The following is a 15622-nucleotide window of genomic DNA, read 5'->3' as shown; positions in this document are numbered from 1 at the left end:
CGCGCGTCAGTTAAAGTATAATCTACGCTCGGCTAATCCTCTAGCACATTGCTAATAAACGTGTTCTTAAGCAACATCCAGAGCAGGAGCAGGAGCAGTGCCCACTTCAGGTAGACCTGGTAGTAATCCTGCGTGTCGCGGAAACGCAGTTCTTTTACCTCTGTTTTCTCCAGCTGATTAATATTACGGAACACGAGCTGCAACGCATCACGGGAGTCAGCACGGTAGAACCTACCGGTTCCGATGCTGGCAATCTGCCGCAGACTAGACTCATCCATTTGGGTTTCTATATACATCGTGTTTCCATTCTCATCCAGGTAAGGTACTTGCCCATCTTTACCAATCCCGATGCTATAAAGTTTTATGTCGTAAGCGAAGGCTAATTGAGCGGCAAGTTCGGGGTCGAGGCTGCCGGCAGTGTTTTCGCCGTCACTGATAAGTATAACCACTTTGCTTTTAGCCTCTGATTCGCGCATGCGGTTTATGGCCACGGCCAGGGCGCTTCCAATGGCTGTGCCATCGTTGGGGATCATCTTAAGGGCAATGGAGTTTATGCTTTCGCGCAGCAGGTCATAGTCAGTAGTTAATGGTGCCAGGGAATAGGCGTCTCCGGCAAAAACCACCATCCCGATACGGTCCTGCACGCGCCCATTTATAAAGTCCAGCGCCACTTCCTTGGCTGCCTCCAGGCGATTAGGCGAGATGTCTTGCAGCTCCATAGAGCCAGAAACATCGAGCACCAGCACAATGTCTATTCCTTCGGATGTGAGTTCCAATTGTTCGTTAACGCGCTGCGGCCTAGCCAGAGCCAGCATCACCAGGCACACAAAAAGCATGAAAACAATGCGGGGCACAAAGCGAAGCAGGCTCGTCCATTGCCAGCGGGTAGTGCCTGCAAATAGGGCGACATCCACCTTATTGCGGGTGTTACGGCGAAGTATGGATTTGAGGAGAAAAATAACCGGAATGGCCGGCAGCGCATATAGCACCAAGGGGTATACCCAATCGAACGAATGGAGCGTAGCGTAGCTAAACCAGTCAAAGCTCAGCCAGTCCCAGTGTTCGTTATCTAGTTCTAGCATTGCTGATGAGTTCTCGGTGTGTCTTATAGCGGGCTTTTGCAAAGCGGCGCAGCATACTTAGGGCCAGATTAGTTTCGCCCTCCGACTCAGACTGGAGGTTGCCATAGATTGCTTTGTCGCAGATGCGCAGGGCAGTGTTCACTTCTTCGTCGTTGTCATAAAATTCTACAATCTCTTTAGTGGTGAAGGAGTTAATGGCCTTGCGTTCCATTTTGGTTAAATAGTTTTTCCAGAGGGTAACGGCTTTCTCTATACTTACCGGCGCACCGGATTTCTCGAAGCGGTCTTTGTGCGAGTTAAAGCGCGAAGCATAGTATAAGTGATCCTTACGCAAGCGATAAAGTTTATACTTCCGCCTGATAGATTGACCGAAAATCAGCCATACAAGTGTCAGAAAAGTGATACTGGCGATTACCCAGAGCAATACCACAGGCCAGTTAAAACGTTCTTCCACAAGGGCTAGGTCGGTAATGGCTTTTACCTGTAGCGGCTCTGCCAGGTTGCTGACCAGTTGCTTAACATGTACCTCACGAGTTGCGGCAAAAACATGCACGGTGTCCTGCTCCCTAAGTATAAATACAGGCAAGGATAATTGCTGCGCCGCATTTGTCTCGAATGTGCGCAAGGTATAAATGGCGCTATCGGTGCTAATGCCCCCCATTGTAACTGTCGGGTGAAACGATTTACGGACAAGCTCGAAAGGGGAGAAGTTATACTTTTCGGCGGGTAAAACGACCTCTTCTGCTGCCGGATGGCGATACACCAAGGTATACTCGACCAACTCGCCCAGTTGGATGCTATCCCGGCTAAACTGCCCCAGGGGGAGCCTTTGTTGCTGCCCCAGAACTGAGAAAGGCAGCATCAGGCAAAGTATAAAGAATATAGAATGGTTACGCACTTTTCTTGGTGGACTTATTACGGAGCCTGAACAGGTTTATAAGTTGCGGCACATAATCTTCATTCGTTTCGATGGTAAGGTAATTGGCCTGATACTTTTGGCAGATGCGCATTAGTTCCTGCTTATTCTGGGCATATCTTGCCAGGTAACGCTTCCTGAATTCATCGCCGGAGGTATTCAGCCAATGTGTGCGCCCTGTTTCTTTGTCAAATATAGGTACGATGCCCATGGCGGGCAAGCGCTGCTCGCGCAAGTCTTGGAGGTGCAGCACAATCAGGTCGTGGCGCTTGGCCAGCATTCCAAGCTCTTTCTCGTAGTCGTTATCAATAAAATCAGAGAGAAGCAGGATAATGCTTCGGCGCTTGATAATATCCAGGGTAAGTTTAATGCCGGCAGCAAGGTTGGTTTTCTGCGATACAGGTTCCAGCTCGTTCAGCGCCTTAATAATTGAGTAGGCCTGTTGGATGCCTTTGCCGGGTTTCAAGTATTTTTCTTTTTGATCTGAAAAGCAGATAATGCCGATCTGGCTTTGCTGGCGGGCCGCAGAAAGTGCCAGCACCCCGCATATCTCCTTGCCCACATCCAGCTTTTGCTGCTCACCGGTGCCAATCAGCTGCGAGGCGCTAACATCCAGCATCAGAAAAACCGACTGTTCTTTTTCCTCGCGGTAAGTTTTCACGAAAGTGCCATGGCCCTTGGCGGACACATTCCAGTCAATGGCCCGTACATCATCCCCGTATTGGTAGGCGCGCACATCGTCAAATTCCAAGCCCGTTCCCTTGAATACAGAATGAAAATCACCCTGCATTTGTGTGGTTATAGCTTTTCGTATGCGTATCTCGTATTTTCTTAGCTTCTTTACAAGCTCTTTCATCTGGAGGTGCCCTCAGGTCCGATTTTAAAATTAAAGTATAATCTCGTAATTTTCATCCGTGAAAAAACTTTTCTGCATACTTTTTTGCCTCAGCCTGCTTGGCTGCCAGCGCCAGAACGATAAAAAGCCTGATAATCTGATACCGGAAAGTAAGCTGGTACCTATTTTGGCAGATATCCATATGACCGAGGCCTTGATTGAGTCCAACGTCATCTATCCGGATACTGCCCTGATGGTGTTTAACAAAGAGCAGGAGGAAATATTTGAAAAGTATGGCGTAACCTCTGAGTCTTTCAAGGAAACATACCGCTATTACCTGCAAAACCTAACGGAAATGGATGCGCTCTACGAAACAGTTGTAGACACACTTAGCCTGCGCGAAACTAAAATACAGATCAGAGAAGGCAAGAAACCTGAGCTAGAGGAACTGACAGCTGAGTAAGCCTGCTACATTAATTTGCTGCCGTTGGGTACATAACCAGCAGGGCGCGCCAGTAAAATATCTCCGTTTTCATCAGCAAAGCCTGTCACCAACACTTCAGACATGAAGCTACCAATTTGCTTTTTGCCTAAGTTCACCACGCATATCACCTGCAGCCCAACCAACTCTTGGGGCCTATAGTGTTGTGTTATTTGTGCGCTTGTTTTTTTAATACCCAAGGGGCCTAAGTCCACTTGTAATTTATAGGCAGGCTTTCTAGCCTCCGGAAATTCTTTGGCGGCCACAATTGTGCCCGCGCGTAAATCGGTTTGCTCAAAGTGCTTCCACGAGATATCGTCCATGGCTTCTGCTGGTGCATACATATTTTATCTCTTTTTTGCTTAAGGATTTCAAGTTAGCACAACTTACCTATAAAAGCATACTGATCCTGCAATAACCGTCTTAAACTGCCTTGAATCGCTGTATTGCCATACTTTGGCAACATATGCCCCTATGCTCCGTAATCCTATGCAACTATCTGTTCAAGCTTCTGCAAAGGTAGTTATCAGCCATTCGTACAAAATAAAAAACTATGAAAAGAGAATCCGGATCTACCTTAACTGCATGGATGAACCACGTGAAGCTGCCAAGCACACACCCGCTCGGGGAAAATGTAACGTGCGATGTATGTGTGGTTGGTGCCGGCATTGCCGGGTTAACAACAGCTTACCTGCTGGCGAAAGAGGGCAAACGAGTTGTAGTTCTGGATTCTAAGGAGATAGGAGGGGGAGAAACCAGCCGCACTACGGCCCACCTTTCCAATGCTTTGGATGAACGCTATACAAACCTGATTAAGACGTTTGGGAAAGAATCTGCTAGACTGGCCTGCCAAAGCCATGCGCAGGCTATTGATAAGATAGAGGAGATTGCTAAAGCTGAGAGCATTGACTGCGACTTTGTACGGGTTGATGGTTATCTGTTTGCAAATAACCGGGAAGAAGAAGAAAACCTGCTGCAGGAGCTAGAAGCAGTTCAGCAAATAGGCTGGGCCGACGTGGTACTGCGCAAAAAGTCGCCGGTTGGCACGCTTACCGCACTACCATGCCTGCAGTTCCCGAATCAGGGCCGAATTCATGCCATGAAATACTTGGCAGGGCTCGCGCAAGCATTCTTGAACTTAGGGGGAAAGATTTTTACGGATTCTCATGTCATTGATTTTCAGCCAGGCATGGTTACAACGGCTGTAACCACAACAGGCCATGCCGTCTCGGCTAACCACATGGTTGTTGCAACCAATACGCCGGTTAACCATCGCTTTCAAATTCATACCAAGCAAGCGCCATACCGAACCTATGCCATTGGCGTACAGATACCGGCTAACTCCGTTGAGGATGCTTTGTATTGGGATACACAAGATCCTTACCATTATATCAGGCTGCAGAAGAACACTACTTCCGAAGAGCAGTACGACCTGTTGATAGTTGGTGGGGAAGATCACAAAACAGGCCAGCACAACCACCCCATTGAATGTTTTCAGGAGCTGATCCGCTGGACGAGGTTGAAGTTCCCGATGGCTGAAGATGTGCTTTACCAATGGTCTGGGCAGGTGTTTGAGCCTGTTGATGGATTGGCATACATTGGCCGCGACCCGAGCCATGGCGAAAATACATTTATAGCTACCGGTGACTCAGGCCATGGCATGACCCATGGCACCATTGCAGGGATGCTTATCACTGATCTAATTATGAGCAGGCCTAACGCCTGGGAAAAATTATATGATCCATCGCGGAGCGGCTTAAAGGCAGCTGGCACATTCATCAAGGAAAACATGAATGTAGCAGCCCAAATAAAGGACTACCTAACTTCGGGAGATGTAGGGAACCCTATGCAGGTCATGCCGGGCACAGGTAAAATCATACGCAAAGGCGCATCTAAGGTAGCGGTATATTGTGATCAGGATGGCATCAGGCACCAGTGTTCTGCCATTTGCCCACATTTAGGTTGCGTGGTTAGTTGGAACAGCGTGGAAAGCTCCTGGGATTGCCCTTGCCACGGCTCCAGGTTTGACCCTTTTGGTAAAGTAATTACTGGCCCAACTAAACACGACCTAGGACCAGCAGAATAAAGCTACCGAGCGAAAAAGCATCAACGGCGACTAAATCTTACTTTAGCCGCCGTTGATGCTTTATAAACAATACTCAATTTATCTATACATTTCTAAACTGTGTAGCCGCTGGGTTATGTCTTGTGCCCATAGTAGCTGCTCTTGCTTGTCTAGCCCATGCCGACATGCTTTATCAAAAGCGTCTTGCTCTGCCTTCCAGTTCTTGAAGGCATTGGCTACTGTTGGGTTCAGGCTGGCTTTAAGAGTGCCGCAACTTAATGCTTCCAAATCGCGGCGAAGCTGGCGGGCATGCACTTCCGTCAGGTCAAAGTGCAGCTGCTCATGCGCCAGCAACTTTTCGGAGCTATTGTTTTTGGTCCAAGACTGCTCGGGTAGAAATACGCAGTTTACAATGTATGTAAACTTACCGTCTTTGCATTTGGCGTTTACTGCCAGGTTGGCGGCAGTAAGAGCGTGGTGAGGGTTATCGTTATCAGGGAGTGCTTTGAAGTCTTCCCAAGTTAAACGCCTGCTTTCAGACCATACAACCTGGGCTGCGAAGTCATTGCCGTTACTTGTATCGGCAATAAGCGGCACACCTGGATCAGGCATGGGCGTAAATATCCTTGCCCATAAGGATAGGAAAAGGGTGAAAGTAAACATGTTATACTTTGGCTAAAAGTGTAAATCTGCTTACAAACTGCAACAGCTGTAAAATATAAAAAGTGCCAGTAATTTGTACTTTACCTGATTATCAAGCGATTACTTAATATTCGGAAACGCACAGTCAGTAATACGGCTGCCACCGATAGGCCAACCAATAACCCCAACCAGATGCCGTTCACCCCGAAATCAGATTTAAAGCACAAATAATATCCGACTGGTAGGCCAATAACCCAATAGGCTAATAACGAGATAAGACTCGGAATTCGTACATCCTCCAATCCCCTTAACGCACCCAACCCAACTACCTGTATACCATCAGATATCTGGAACAAGGCAGCTATAATAAGCAGGCTGGAAGCCATTTGGATTACCTCCACATCATCAATATACAGCATTGGGATGAGATTTTTGCAAAGTACCATCAACAAACCACTACCCATCATGAAGGCAACGCCCATTGCCAGGTTGCTGTAGCCAGCCATGCGCATAGCAATATAATTGCCCAGCCCTTTTTGGTTGCCTACCCGAATGGTAGCAGCGGCAGCTATCCCGCTGGCCATCATGTAGGTTACGGAGGCCACGTTTATGGCAATCTGGTGTGCAGCCAGCTCTTTGGCTCCCAACCAACCTATCATTACCGCTGAGAAACTGAAGGCCCCCATTTCAAAGATCATCTGCCCTGAAATTGGTAAGCCCAATTTGAAAATGCGGTACATATGGATGAAAGATAAATGCCTCAGGCGCAGAAAGTGCCAGTAAACCTCAAACCTTTTGGCATATAGAACCCAGACAGCCATTACAATAGCCATCAGTATTCTGGAGATAAGGGTTGCCCACCCAGCGCCAACCAGACCCATGGGCTCCACCCCAAATTTTCCGAATATCAGGATATAGTTAAGGATGATATTGATGCCGTTGGCAATGATGGATATATACATGGCCTGCCTAGTGAGCGAAAGCCCCTCAGCAAACTGCCTGAAAGCCTGAAACACCATCAGCGGCACCATGGATAGAAAGAGAATGTTGATATACGGCACCGCAAGCGTTACTACGTCTTCGGGCTGGTCAAGCAACGTAATGTACGGGGATAAAAAATACCCAGCAATGAAGAGAAGCACGCCAAGCATAACATTGGAGATCAGGCCATTTAACAGCAAAAGCGAAATACGGGTATAGTTGTTACGGCCATCGGCTGCCGCGATCAACGGCGTTATACTATAGGATACGCCCAGCCCAAACACCAGCGTGATGGTGAAAATGCTGTTGCCCAACGAGGCGGCAGCCAGCGGAAGTGTTCCTATTCGCCCCACCATCAGGCTATCGAACACGCTCACCAAAATATGACCCAGTTGGCTAAGTACCACCGGAAAGGCAAGTGTGAAGTTTTTGGCGAAATGATCTTTATAACTGAGGCTGTCCATGCGGCAAAAGTATGGGGTAAACGGCCGCAAAATTAGAGGAAATAACCGACAACCACAGCTTTTAATCCATTATGGTTGTAGGCTTGGCACTACATGCATGTAAAGCCCTGGCAGAAAGTATACTTTACGCCGTTAACAGGAGCAACCCCTGGCGCAAACGCTGCATTGCATCCTGTAACCGATGGGGCTCTACAGCAAACGACATCCGGACGTGCCCGGGCGCGCCAAACAAGTCACCTGAGGCGAGCTCAAGGTTATAACAGCTCCGAAAATAGCGGCAAAGGTCATCAGTCGTTCTGATTTGCTCGCCGGATATACTGGTGTGGCCGAGATAGTCACTCAAATCCGGAAAAAAATAATACGCGCCATCCGGAAGGTAAAACCTCACATTAGGGATGGCTTCTAGGCCTTGTCGCATAATCTCACGGTTTCGCGTCAGCACATCTTTTTGCAAGGCTAAATGCGCACTTCCTAACTCAATAGCAGCTTTAGCCGCCTCCTGTAAAAAAACACTCACCCCCGAAAAGGTAGCACCCTGAAAATCGATGCTCTTTTTAACGAGGTCATTTGGCCCAATTATAAACCCCAGGCGCCAACCAGACATAGCAAACGTCTTCGAAAAACCATTTACAATGATTGTTCTTGACGCTTTCGCCCCTTCGCAGGAAAGGATAGTAGTAAAAGCCCGGCTGTAAGTAATAAGGTCATATATTTCATCGGAGATAATGTAAAGGTTAGGATATTTATTAGTAACTGCTAGCAGAGCTTCTAACTCTGTTTTACTGTAAAGTCTGCCGCTGGGGTTGCCAGGGTTTGTTAGCAACAGGATGCGTGTGCGTTCAGTGAGGGTTGCTTCCAGCATTTCCGGGCTAAGCTTGTACCCATCCTGTAGGTGTGTTGGTAATGGCACCAGCTTACCCGGGCTGTAGCGCATCAACTCATGGAAGCCGAACCATGCAGGGGTCGGCACAACTACCTCATCATTCGGCTGGATGAGTACGGTTAATAAATTAAATAGCGCCTGCTTTGTACCCGGCGTTACAACTACCTGAGAAGCACTTAAATCTATTCCATCTAAATTATACTTTCTGCAAATAGTCTCCCTCAATGCCAAAGTCCCTTCTGTGGGGCCATATAAGGTATGGCCCGCCTCCAAGGCTTGTACTGCCGCATCTATGGCAGTCTCAGGGCTTTTAAAATAAGAGGTGCCGGCGGCAAGGGAGATTACTTCCATGGTTGCTGTTTACTTATCTTAAATTATTTCGGGTAAAGCTTAAATGCGAAGGCCCCTGCAAGTATAAAACATAAATTCCATACTTGCAGGGGCCTTCGCTGGCGATCATACTTTAGCTTACTGTAAAAAGTACATCCGCAAACCCACGCTGGCTATCGTAAAATACTTTTTCGATGGCAAAACCGCATTCCTTACCCAAATCCTCAATCTGATTAAGCGTATATTTATGAGAGTTTTCTGTATGGATAGATTCCCAGGCATCAAACGAGAAAGACTGGCCTGTTGCCTTTATAGTAACTTGTTGTTCTAGCTTGCTCACCAGAAAACTGCGCATAACGCCCTCCTGGGGGTTGTACAAGGCATAGTGATTAAACTGGTTTACATCAAAATCCGCCCCTAATTCCCTGTTTATGCGGTGCAACAGGTTCAGGTTAAACTCAGCGGTTATGCCCGCTGCATCGTTATAGGCATCTAAAATAACCTGTGGGTCTTTGCGTAAATCCACACCCATAAGCAGGCGGTCACCCGATTTCAGATAACTTCTGACAGATTTCAGGAAAGCTTTACTGTCAGTAAGCTCGAAGTTGCCAATGTTTGATCCTAGAAACAGGACCACCTTACGCTCCGATTTATTATCTTGCAACCACTCTAAGGCTTGAAAGTACTCACCAACCACAGCTTCCACCTTCAACTCAGGCAGTTCGTCATGCAAGCTCTCACTGAGTTGTTGCATGGCATCACCCGATATATCAACCGGCACATAATCAAACATGCTCTGTTGCTTTTCCAGCTCGCGGAGGAGAATCTTGGTTTTAAGTGCATCTCCGGCGCCAAGGTCAATCATATGGAAAAAACCTTCCCCCGAGAAATATGCGGCCATATCCTGCCTGTTATCCGTCAGGACTTCGAATTCGGCGCGAGTAAGGTAATACTCCGGCAGATCCATAATCTGCTGAAAAAGCTTGCTGCCGCGGCCATCGTAGAAGTAGCGGGAGGGAAGCGTTTTTTGTTCTTGGCTCAGGCCCTCGGCCACATCGTTGGCAAAGGCTGCTGTGTCGTTAGAGCCGTCCTGTTTGCGGCTTAAGTTAACCATGGATGCTATCGTTGCGGTTGAAATCATATGTTATCGTTTATTGGCTAGCCGTATGCCTGTGTACTGCCAGCGCTTGTCTGGGTGAAAAAAGTTACGGTACGTAGTACGGATATGGTTTTCGGGGGTAGCGCAGGAGCCTCCGCGGAGCACCATCTGGTTGATCATGAATTTGCCGTTGTACTCGCCGATTGCTCCGGGGGCTTTGGTGAACCCAGGGTATGGGTGGTAAGCGCTGTAAGTCCATTCCCAAAGGTTACCGTACATCTGTTGCAAGCTATCTTTAGCCGGATCAGCGGCGATTGGTTCTAGGTGCTCACTTTCAACAAAATTGCCTGATTGCGGCGGGTATACTTGCGAGGCGGCTTCCCATTCAAACTCAGTAAGAAGGTGCTTGCCGGCCCAGGTGGCATAAGCATTAGCTTCGTAAAAGCTAATATGCGTTACAGGCTCATTTAGGTTTACCTTCTGCAAGCCATGCATGGTAAAACGGTGCCACTCGTCATCCTGTTTTACCCAATATAACGGTGCCTCCAGCTTGTCACAGTTTACCATGGCAAATCCTTCGTCTAACCAATGCCTGAAGTCATGGTAACCGCCGTCCTCCATAAATGCCAGGTACTCGCCGTTTGTCACCAGCCTGTTCATAATTTCGAAATCATTGACCAGCACCTCGTGCACGCCTAACTCATTATCGAAACAAAAATCGTTTCCGGTGTAGCCAATCTTGTAAACTCCTCCGGGTATTTCCAGAAAACGTGCCTCTGTTGCCTTTTCAATAACCTTACCATTGGACTGGGGTTTATAGGCAGGCAGCAAAGGGTTGGTGCTAAGAATATACTTAATGTCTGTAACCAGTAGCTCCTGGTGCTGCTGCTCATGTTGTAAACCCAGCTCTAATACAGGCAAAATGTTAAGCAAGTCCTCATCGGATATATGCTCGAGCAGCTGAGTGATATGCGTGTCCACATGGTTTCGGTAGGAATAGATATCACGGAGCGGCGGGCGGGTAAGTGTGCTGCGTTGGTCGCGCTGCACACGGCTGCCTACGCTGTTGTAGTAAGAGTTAAACAGATAGCTGTAACTTTCATGAAAGAGTTTATAGTTCGGCAGGTGCGGCACAAGTATAAACGTCTCGAAAAACCAACTAGTATGGGCCATATGCCATTTAGGCGGACTTACATCAATAATGGGCTGCACCACTGTGTCTTCCGGCTCTAAAGGTTCGCAGAGTTTTACAGTCTGTTTGCGGGTAGTGTGGTAGCGCTGCAACAAGGCGTATGTGGCTGACGTGGTTAGTGTGCTCATATATTGAATGATTTATCTGGCCAGATAGGAGGATTTTATATATGCTTGGGGTAAGGCCTAAATTCTATTTTTATGTAAGTCTGGTTGCCACCTGTAGGTGACTGGCCGTAGATAGCAGACGAACTATGTACTTGCTTTGCCACGGATTGGTTATACATTGTATTTCATTTACGACAGATTTGCCACGAATGGTTTATCTTGCCACCTGAATAACGTTTATACTTATGAGCCTCTGCCTAAGCTATACCCGCCATACCTTACAATTTAAGTTTGATGCCCGAACATCTAGGGGAGCTATTTCTGAGCACATTGTGTACTATTTAAAAGTATGGGATAAGGAGCAACCAGAAGTGTATGGCACGGGTGAATGCGCGCCTTTGGCAGGTTTAAGTATAGACTACCGGCCTGATTTAGAGCAAAAGCTGGAGCAATTGGTTCAGCAGGTTAACAGCAGAGAATTGGAACTGCTGCAGGTCAACCGTTTGGCAGAAGAGCTTGATTTATGTGATTGGCCTGCCATTGCATTTGCCCTGGAAACCGCGCTGCTAAACTTACAACATGGCGGTGGCTGGAAAATATTTGATAATGCCTTTAGCCAAGGAGAAACTGGCATACCCATCAACGGGCTGATTTGGATGGGCGACAAAGCATTTATGCAGCAGCAGATCGAGAAGAAGCTGGCTGAGGGTTATACCTGCCTGAAATTGAAAATCGGGAGCCTGGATTTTACGGCTGAGCTTGACCTATTGCAGAGTATCCGCGAAGTGGCCCCAGCCGATTGCCTAACGGTGCGGGTAGACGCAAACGGAGCTTTCTCGCCGCAGGAAGCCTTTAAGAAACTGGAAAGGCTGGCAAAGTATGAACTTCACTCGATTGAGCAACCCATTAAAGCAGGCCAACTGCATGAAATGGCTAAATTGTGTGCCTATACCCCTGTACCCATCGCCTTAGATGAGGAACTGATCGCAATACGCTCGTCCGAAGAAAAAAAGCATTTACTAGAAACCGTAAACCCGCAGTACATCATCCTGAAACCCACGTTAGTGGGTGGCTTGGCTTCCAGTGCTGCATGGATAAAACTTGCAGAAGCCAAGGGGGCAGGCTGGTGGATTACATCAGCTTTGGAGTCAAACATTGGGCTTAATGCCATCAGCCAGTTTACTGCGCAGTACGACATAACCACGCCACAAGGACTTGGGACCGGACAATTATACCACAACAACATTCCCTCGCCGCTGCAGATTGAGCAGGGTGCACTTTGGTTCAGAGCGTCGCAGGAAGCTTGATTATAATTTTGCTTAGGCTACGTTGGTGGTCTTGATTAGCAGTTTGCGGTATTTAGTGAAGATACTTGATTTTGAAACGAAGCCAAGATAGCATTCCTCGCGCAGCACAGGCAGGTTCCACGCACCAGACTCATCAAATTTCTTCATTACATCGGCCATGCTATCGTCATACTGCACAATGGCTGGCGGCTTTATCATTAGCTCCTTAACCTTCACCAAGTCATACTTCTCGGTTTTAAACATGATCTCGCGCACGTTTTCGAGCAGAATAACGCCGACAAGCTTGCGGTCTTGGGTAACCACCGGGAACAGGTTGCGGCGGGAGTGCGCAATTACCTCGACGAGCTCACCAAGCGTTGCGTCCGGAGAAACCGGTTGAAATTCCGTCTCTATCAGGTGTCGGATTTTCATGATGCGCAGAATGGTGCGGTCCTTATTATGCGTGAGCAATTGCCCTTTCTGCGCCAGCTTTTTAGTATCCAGCGAGTATGGCTCGAAATATTTTACCATGGCGTAAGAGGTGGCTGCCACAATCATCAACGGGATCATTAATGTATAGCCTCCCGTTATCTCTGCAATAAGGAATACTGCCGTGAGCGGCGCATGCATTACTCCACTCAAAATGCCAGCCATACCTACCATCGAAAAACTGCTTGTCGGCAGGTTGTTCAGGCTGAGCAGGTTTACCAGCCGCGAGAAGAAAAAGCCGGTACTTGCCCCCACAAACATTGACGGAGCGAAATTTCCCCCGTTGCCGCCAGAAGCAATGGTAATGGTAGCGGCAAACACCTTAACCAGCGCCAGCGCCCCGACAAAGCAAAGTATAAACCACTCGTTGGTGCCGAAAAATGCGAGCCAGCTGTTTTGGAGCATTTCCTGCGCATTGTTGCCCTCCAGTAATCGGATGCTGTCGTAGCCTTCTCCAAAGAGAGGAGGGAATAGCATAATAAGCAAACCCAGTAGAATACCGCCCACCATAGCGCGGCTATAGCTCTTGTTCTGGTACGCTTCAAACATTTCCTCCACACGTAAGGCCATGCGGGTATAATACACCGAAATCATCCCGCAAAGTATGCCGAGCATCACATAAAAGGGCAGGTGCGAAGCCTCGAAAAACTCACGCTGTCCAATATTGAAGAGTATCTCCTCCTGCAGGATCATTTTGGAGCACAATGCCCCGACAACCGCAGAGATGATGAGCGGGATAAATGCAGAGATGCTTATATCCGTCAACAGCACCTCAATGGCGAACAACACCCCGGCAATTGGGGCATTAAACACAGCAGCGATACCGGCAGCGGCACCGGAAGCTAACAATAGGGTGCGGTCTCGGTAATTCAGGTGATACTCCCGTCCATAATTTGAGCCTATGGCTGAGCCTGTTACCACAATAGGAGACTCCAGACCGGCAGAACCACCAAAGCCAGCCGTAAGCGCACTCGTAATTATGTGGGAGTACATCTTATGCCGCTCTACCATACTGGATTTCTGGGAAATATTAAACAGCACCCCCGCCGTGCCACGGCCTATGCTTCCTTTAAAGATATACTTCACCACGATTACGGTCAGCAATATGCCTATGATCGGAAAAACCACTAGCCAATAGGGCTGGTCCAGTAATCGGTTTCCGTAAGCAAGCAGCACATGTATGTAGTGTACCAGCGTCTTTAGAACAACAGCGGCTAAACCTGCCGTAAGGCCAACCAACACACTGGAAATGAGCATAAACTCACGGTCAGAGGTATGGCGGCGCAACCACAGCAGAGGGATTTTTGTTTTTTTATAATAAGGCATTTCAGATGTAAGCCTGAAAAATTTGGACTTTGATTCTACAAAATTAGGAAGAAGCAGCACCAACCCCAACTTAAATTTCATCTGTTTTACAGCTTGTTAAGTAAAAATAATGTAGCTTTCCTTAACCTCTGCGTGGTTTTTACTGTTATTAAAAGAAGGTAGTGCCTATTGGGCAGAGATAGATTACATTTTCACAAGAATTCCGCTAAAATGAGTAATAATAACGGCGATCATATATTCAACCTGGAACTCCTGCATGAGCACGGGCCCTTTCATGTGATCGGGGACGTGCACGGCTGTTTCGATGAATTGATGTTGCTGCTGCAGCGCCTGGGTTATACTATACGCTTTTCTGATACAGAGCAGAGCTATAAAGTTGATGCCCCCCAAGGTTGTAAGGCCGTTTTTGTTGGCGATCTGGTTGACCGCGGACCCAATTCCCCGGAAGTGCTTCGACTGGTTATGGATATGGTGGATCAGGGTGTGGCTTATTGTGTGAGCGGCAATCACGACGACAAGCTTTACCGCATGCTTATCGGGCGAAACGTAAAAATCAGGCATGGCCTGGAGCTTACCAAAGAGCAGCTGGAGCCCTATGACAAAACCTTTCTAAACCGCGTGAAAAATTTTCTTAAAAGCCTGCCACACCATGTCATATTAGATGAAGGACGGCTAGTTGTTGCCCATGCCGGTTTAGAGGAGCGGCTGCATGGCCGTAATACAAAAGTAGTAAGAGAACTATGTCTATATGGCCCAACAACGGGTGGCACCGATGAAAAAGGCTTACCCATTCGCCTGGACTGGGCTGCCGATTACTGCGGCAAAGCCATTGTAATCTACGGGCATACTCCGGTTCATGAGCCGCGTTGGCGCAACAACACCATTAACATTGATACAGGCTGCGTGTTTGGCGGAAGGCTGACTGCGCTTATGTATCCTGACCATATCCTAACCTCAGTTGAAGCTCATCAAGTCTATGCTGAGTCTGTAAGGCCTTTTATTCACTACCATCCACAGCATCACCACTCTCCGCAGCCTTAACATTTTTATACCTGTCGTGATTGATATACTGGTTCAGATGCTCTTGTGTAAGATACTTGTCAAACTCTGTCATGTTGGTACGGTGCCAGAAAGGAATGTTGTTCTGTACCGCCGTACGCCCAATTACGTGTGCTGCCACCGGAGCTGTTAAGAACGTAAATGCAATGATAGCTAACACCTTCAACAAGGTTCCCGGCTCGTCAAAATAAATTCCCATCCCCAGCAATATCAAGCCTAACCCCAAGGTGGCTCCCTTTGTGATGGCAGACATCCTTATATAAAAATCAGGGAACTTTAGCAGCCCAATGGTAGAGGTAAGCATAAAACCAACCCCTATTAGAATGAGCACGCAACTTATAATCTCCCGAACTTGTAGCCAATCAATATTTGATTCCATGGTTTG

General features: G+C 47.7%; 15 protein-coding genes. 4 read left to right on the top strand and 11 right to left on the bottom strand.

What is annotated here, in order from left to right; genetic code table 11:
* Positions 1–32 precede the first annotated feature (32 nt).
* Genes D1627_RS07120 through D1627_RS07110 form a run of 3 tightly spaced genes read right to left on the bottom strand, consistent with a single transcriptional unit; the run spans position 33 to position 2854 of the window.
* Positions 33–1082 carry a vWA domain-containing protein gene (locus D1627_RS07120; RefSeq protein WP_119431531.1) on the bottom strand — a complete coding sequence of 350 codons (1050 nt, stop codon included), beginning with the start codon at positions 1080–1082 and terminating at the stop codon, positions 33–35.
* A complete protein-coding gene (locus D1627_RS07115) occupies positions 1066–1980 on the bottom strand; it encodes a hypothetical protein (RefSeq protein WP_147383235.1) in 915 nt (304 codons plus the stop codon). The genes D1627_RS07120 and D1627_RS07115 overlap by 17 nt, the downstream gene beginning before the upstream one ends.
* Entirely contained in the window at positions 1973–2854 is an 882-nt protein-coding gene (locus D1627_RS07110; protein WP_119431529.1) for a DUF58 domain-containing protein, read from the bottom strand. Before D1627_RS07110 ends, D1627_RS07115 begins: the two co-directional genes overlap by 8 nt.
* A 58-nt stretch (positions 2855–2912) precedes the next feature.
* On the opposite strand from D1627_RS07110, the gene D1627_RS07105 reads away from it, so the two are divergent.
* On the top strand, positions 2913–3296 hold the full coding sequence (locus D1627_RS07105; RefSeq protein ID WP_119431528.1) for a DUF4296 domain-containing protein: 384 nt from the start codon (positions 2913–2915) through the stop codon (positions 3294–3296).
* Positions 3297–3301: 5 nt separating this feature from the next.
* On the opposite strand, the gene D1627_RS07100 is transcribed toward D1627_RS07105, so the two are convergent.
* A complete protein-coding gene (locus D1627_RS07100; RefSeq protein ID WP_233555543.1) occupies positions 3302–3658 on the bottom strand; it encodes a tRNA-binding protein in 357 nt (118 codons plus the stop codon).
* Positions 3659–3867: 209 nt separating this feature from the next.
* Here D1627_RS07100 and D1627_RS07095 point away from each other — a divergent pair, with 209 nt between their 5' ends.
* On the top strand, positions 3868–5400 hold the full coding sequence (locus tag D1627_RS07095; RefSeq protein ID WP_119431527.1) for an FAD-dependent oxidoreductase: 1533 nt from the start codon (positions 3868–3870) through the stop codon (positions 5398–5400).
* Between the two features lie 78 nt (positions 5401–5478).
* Here D1627_RS07095 and D1627_RS07090 read toward each other — a convergent pair whose 3' ends face one another.
* The 5 genes from D1627_RS07090 to egtB form a co-directional block, all read right to left on the bottom strand.
* Complete coding sequence (locus D1627_RS07090) at positions 5479–5991, bottom strand: DUF922 domain-containing protein (RefSeq protein WP_233555542.1); 513 nt, start codon at positions 5989–5991, stop codon at positions 5479–5481.
* 131 nt (positions 5992–6122) lie between these two features.
* On the bottom strand, positions 6123–7466 hold the full coding sequence (locus tag D1627_RS07085) for an MATE family efflux transporter (protein ID WP_119431525.1): 1344 nt from the start codon (positions 7464–7466) through the stop codon (positions 6123–6125).
* A 124-nt stretch (positions 7467–7590) separates the two neighbouring features.
* Entirely contained in the window at positions 7591–8700 is a 1110-nt protein-coding gene (locus tag D1627_RS07080; protein WP_119431524.1) for an aminotransferase class I/II-fold pyridoxal phosphate-dependent enzyme, read from the bottom strand.
* Between the two features lie 112 nt (positions 8701–8812).
* Positions 8813–9820 (bottom strand): L-histidine N(alpha)-methyltransferase, encoded by a 1008-nt coding sequence (gene egtD / locus D1627_RS07075; protein WP_119431523.1) that lies wholly within the window; start codon positions 9818–9820, stop codon positions 8813–8815.
* Positions 9821–9823: 3 nt separating this feature from the next.
* A complete protein-coding gene (egtB, locus tag D1627_RS07070) occupies positions 9824–11098 on the bottom strand; it encodes an ergothioneine biosynthesis protein EgtB (protein WP_119431522.1) in 1275 nt (424 codons plus the stop codon).
* A 224-nt stretch (positions 11099–11322) separates the two neighbouring features.
* Between egtB and D1627_RS07065 the strand changes: the two genes are divergently transcribed.
* Positions 11323–12384 carry an o-succinylbenzoate synthase gene (locus D1627_RS07065; protein WP_119431521.1) on the top strand — a complete coding sequence of 354 codons (1062 nt, stop codon included), beginning with the start codon at positions 11323–11325 and terminating at the stop codon, positions 12382–12384.
* 12 nt (positions 12385–12396) lie between these two features.
* Here D1627_RS07065 and D1627_RS07060 read toward each other — a convergent pair whose 3' ends face one another.
* Positions 12397–14259 carry a chloride channel protein gene (locus tag D1627_RS07060; RefSeq protein WP_233555541.1) on the bottom strand — a complete coding sequence of 621 codons (1863 nt, stop codon included), beginning with the start codon at positions 14257–14259 and terminating at the stop codon, positions 12397–12399.
* A gap of 129 nt (positions 14260–14388) precedes the next feature.
* Between D1627_RS07060 and D1627_RS07055 the strand changes: the two genes are divergently transcribed.
* On the top strand, positions 14389–15219 hold the full coding sequence (locus tag D1627_RS07055) for a metallophosphoesterase (RefSeq protein ID WP_119431520.1): 831 nt from the start codon (positions 14389–14391) through the stop codon (positions 15217–15219).
* Here the strand turns inward: D1627_RS07055 and mnhG are convergent.
* On the bottom strand, positions 15176–15616 hold the full coding sequence (gene mnhG, locus D1627_RS07050; protein WP_119431519.1) for a monovalent cation/H(+) antiporter subunit G: 441 nt from the start codon (positions 15614–15616) through the stop codon (positions 15176–15178). The genes D1627_RS07055 and mnhG overlap by 44 nt on opposite strands.
* Between the last annotated feature and the right edge of the window lie 6 nt (positions 15617–15622).

The sequence above is a fragment of the Pontibacter oryzae genome (genome assembly GCF_003576375.1).
Taxonomy (GTDB): Bacteria; Bacteroidota; Bacteroidia; order Cytophagales; family Hymenobacteraceae; genus Pontibacter; species Pontibacter oryzae.
This window is presented reverse-complemented; position numbering and strand designations above follow the sequence as displayed.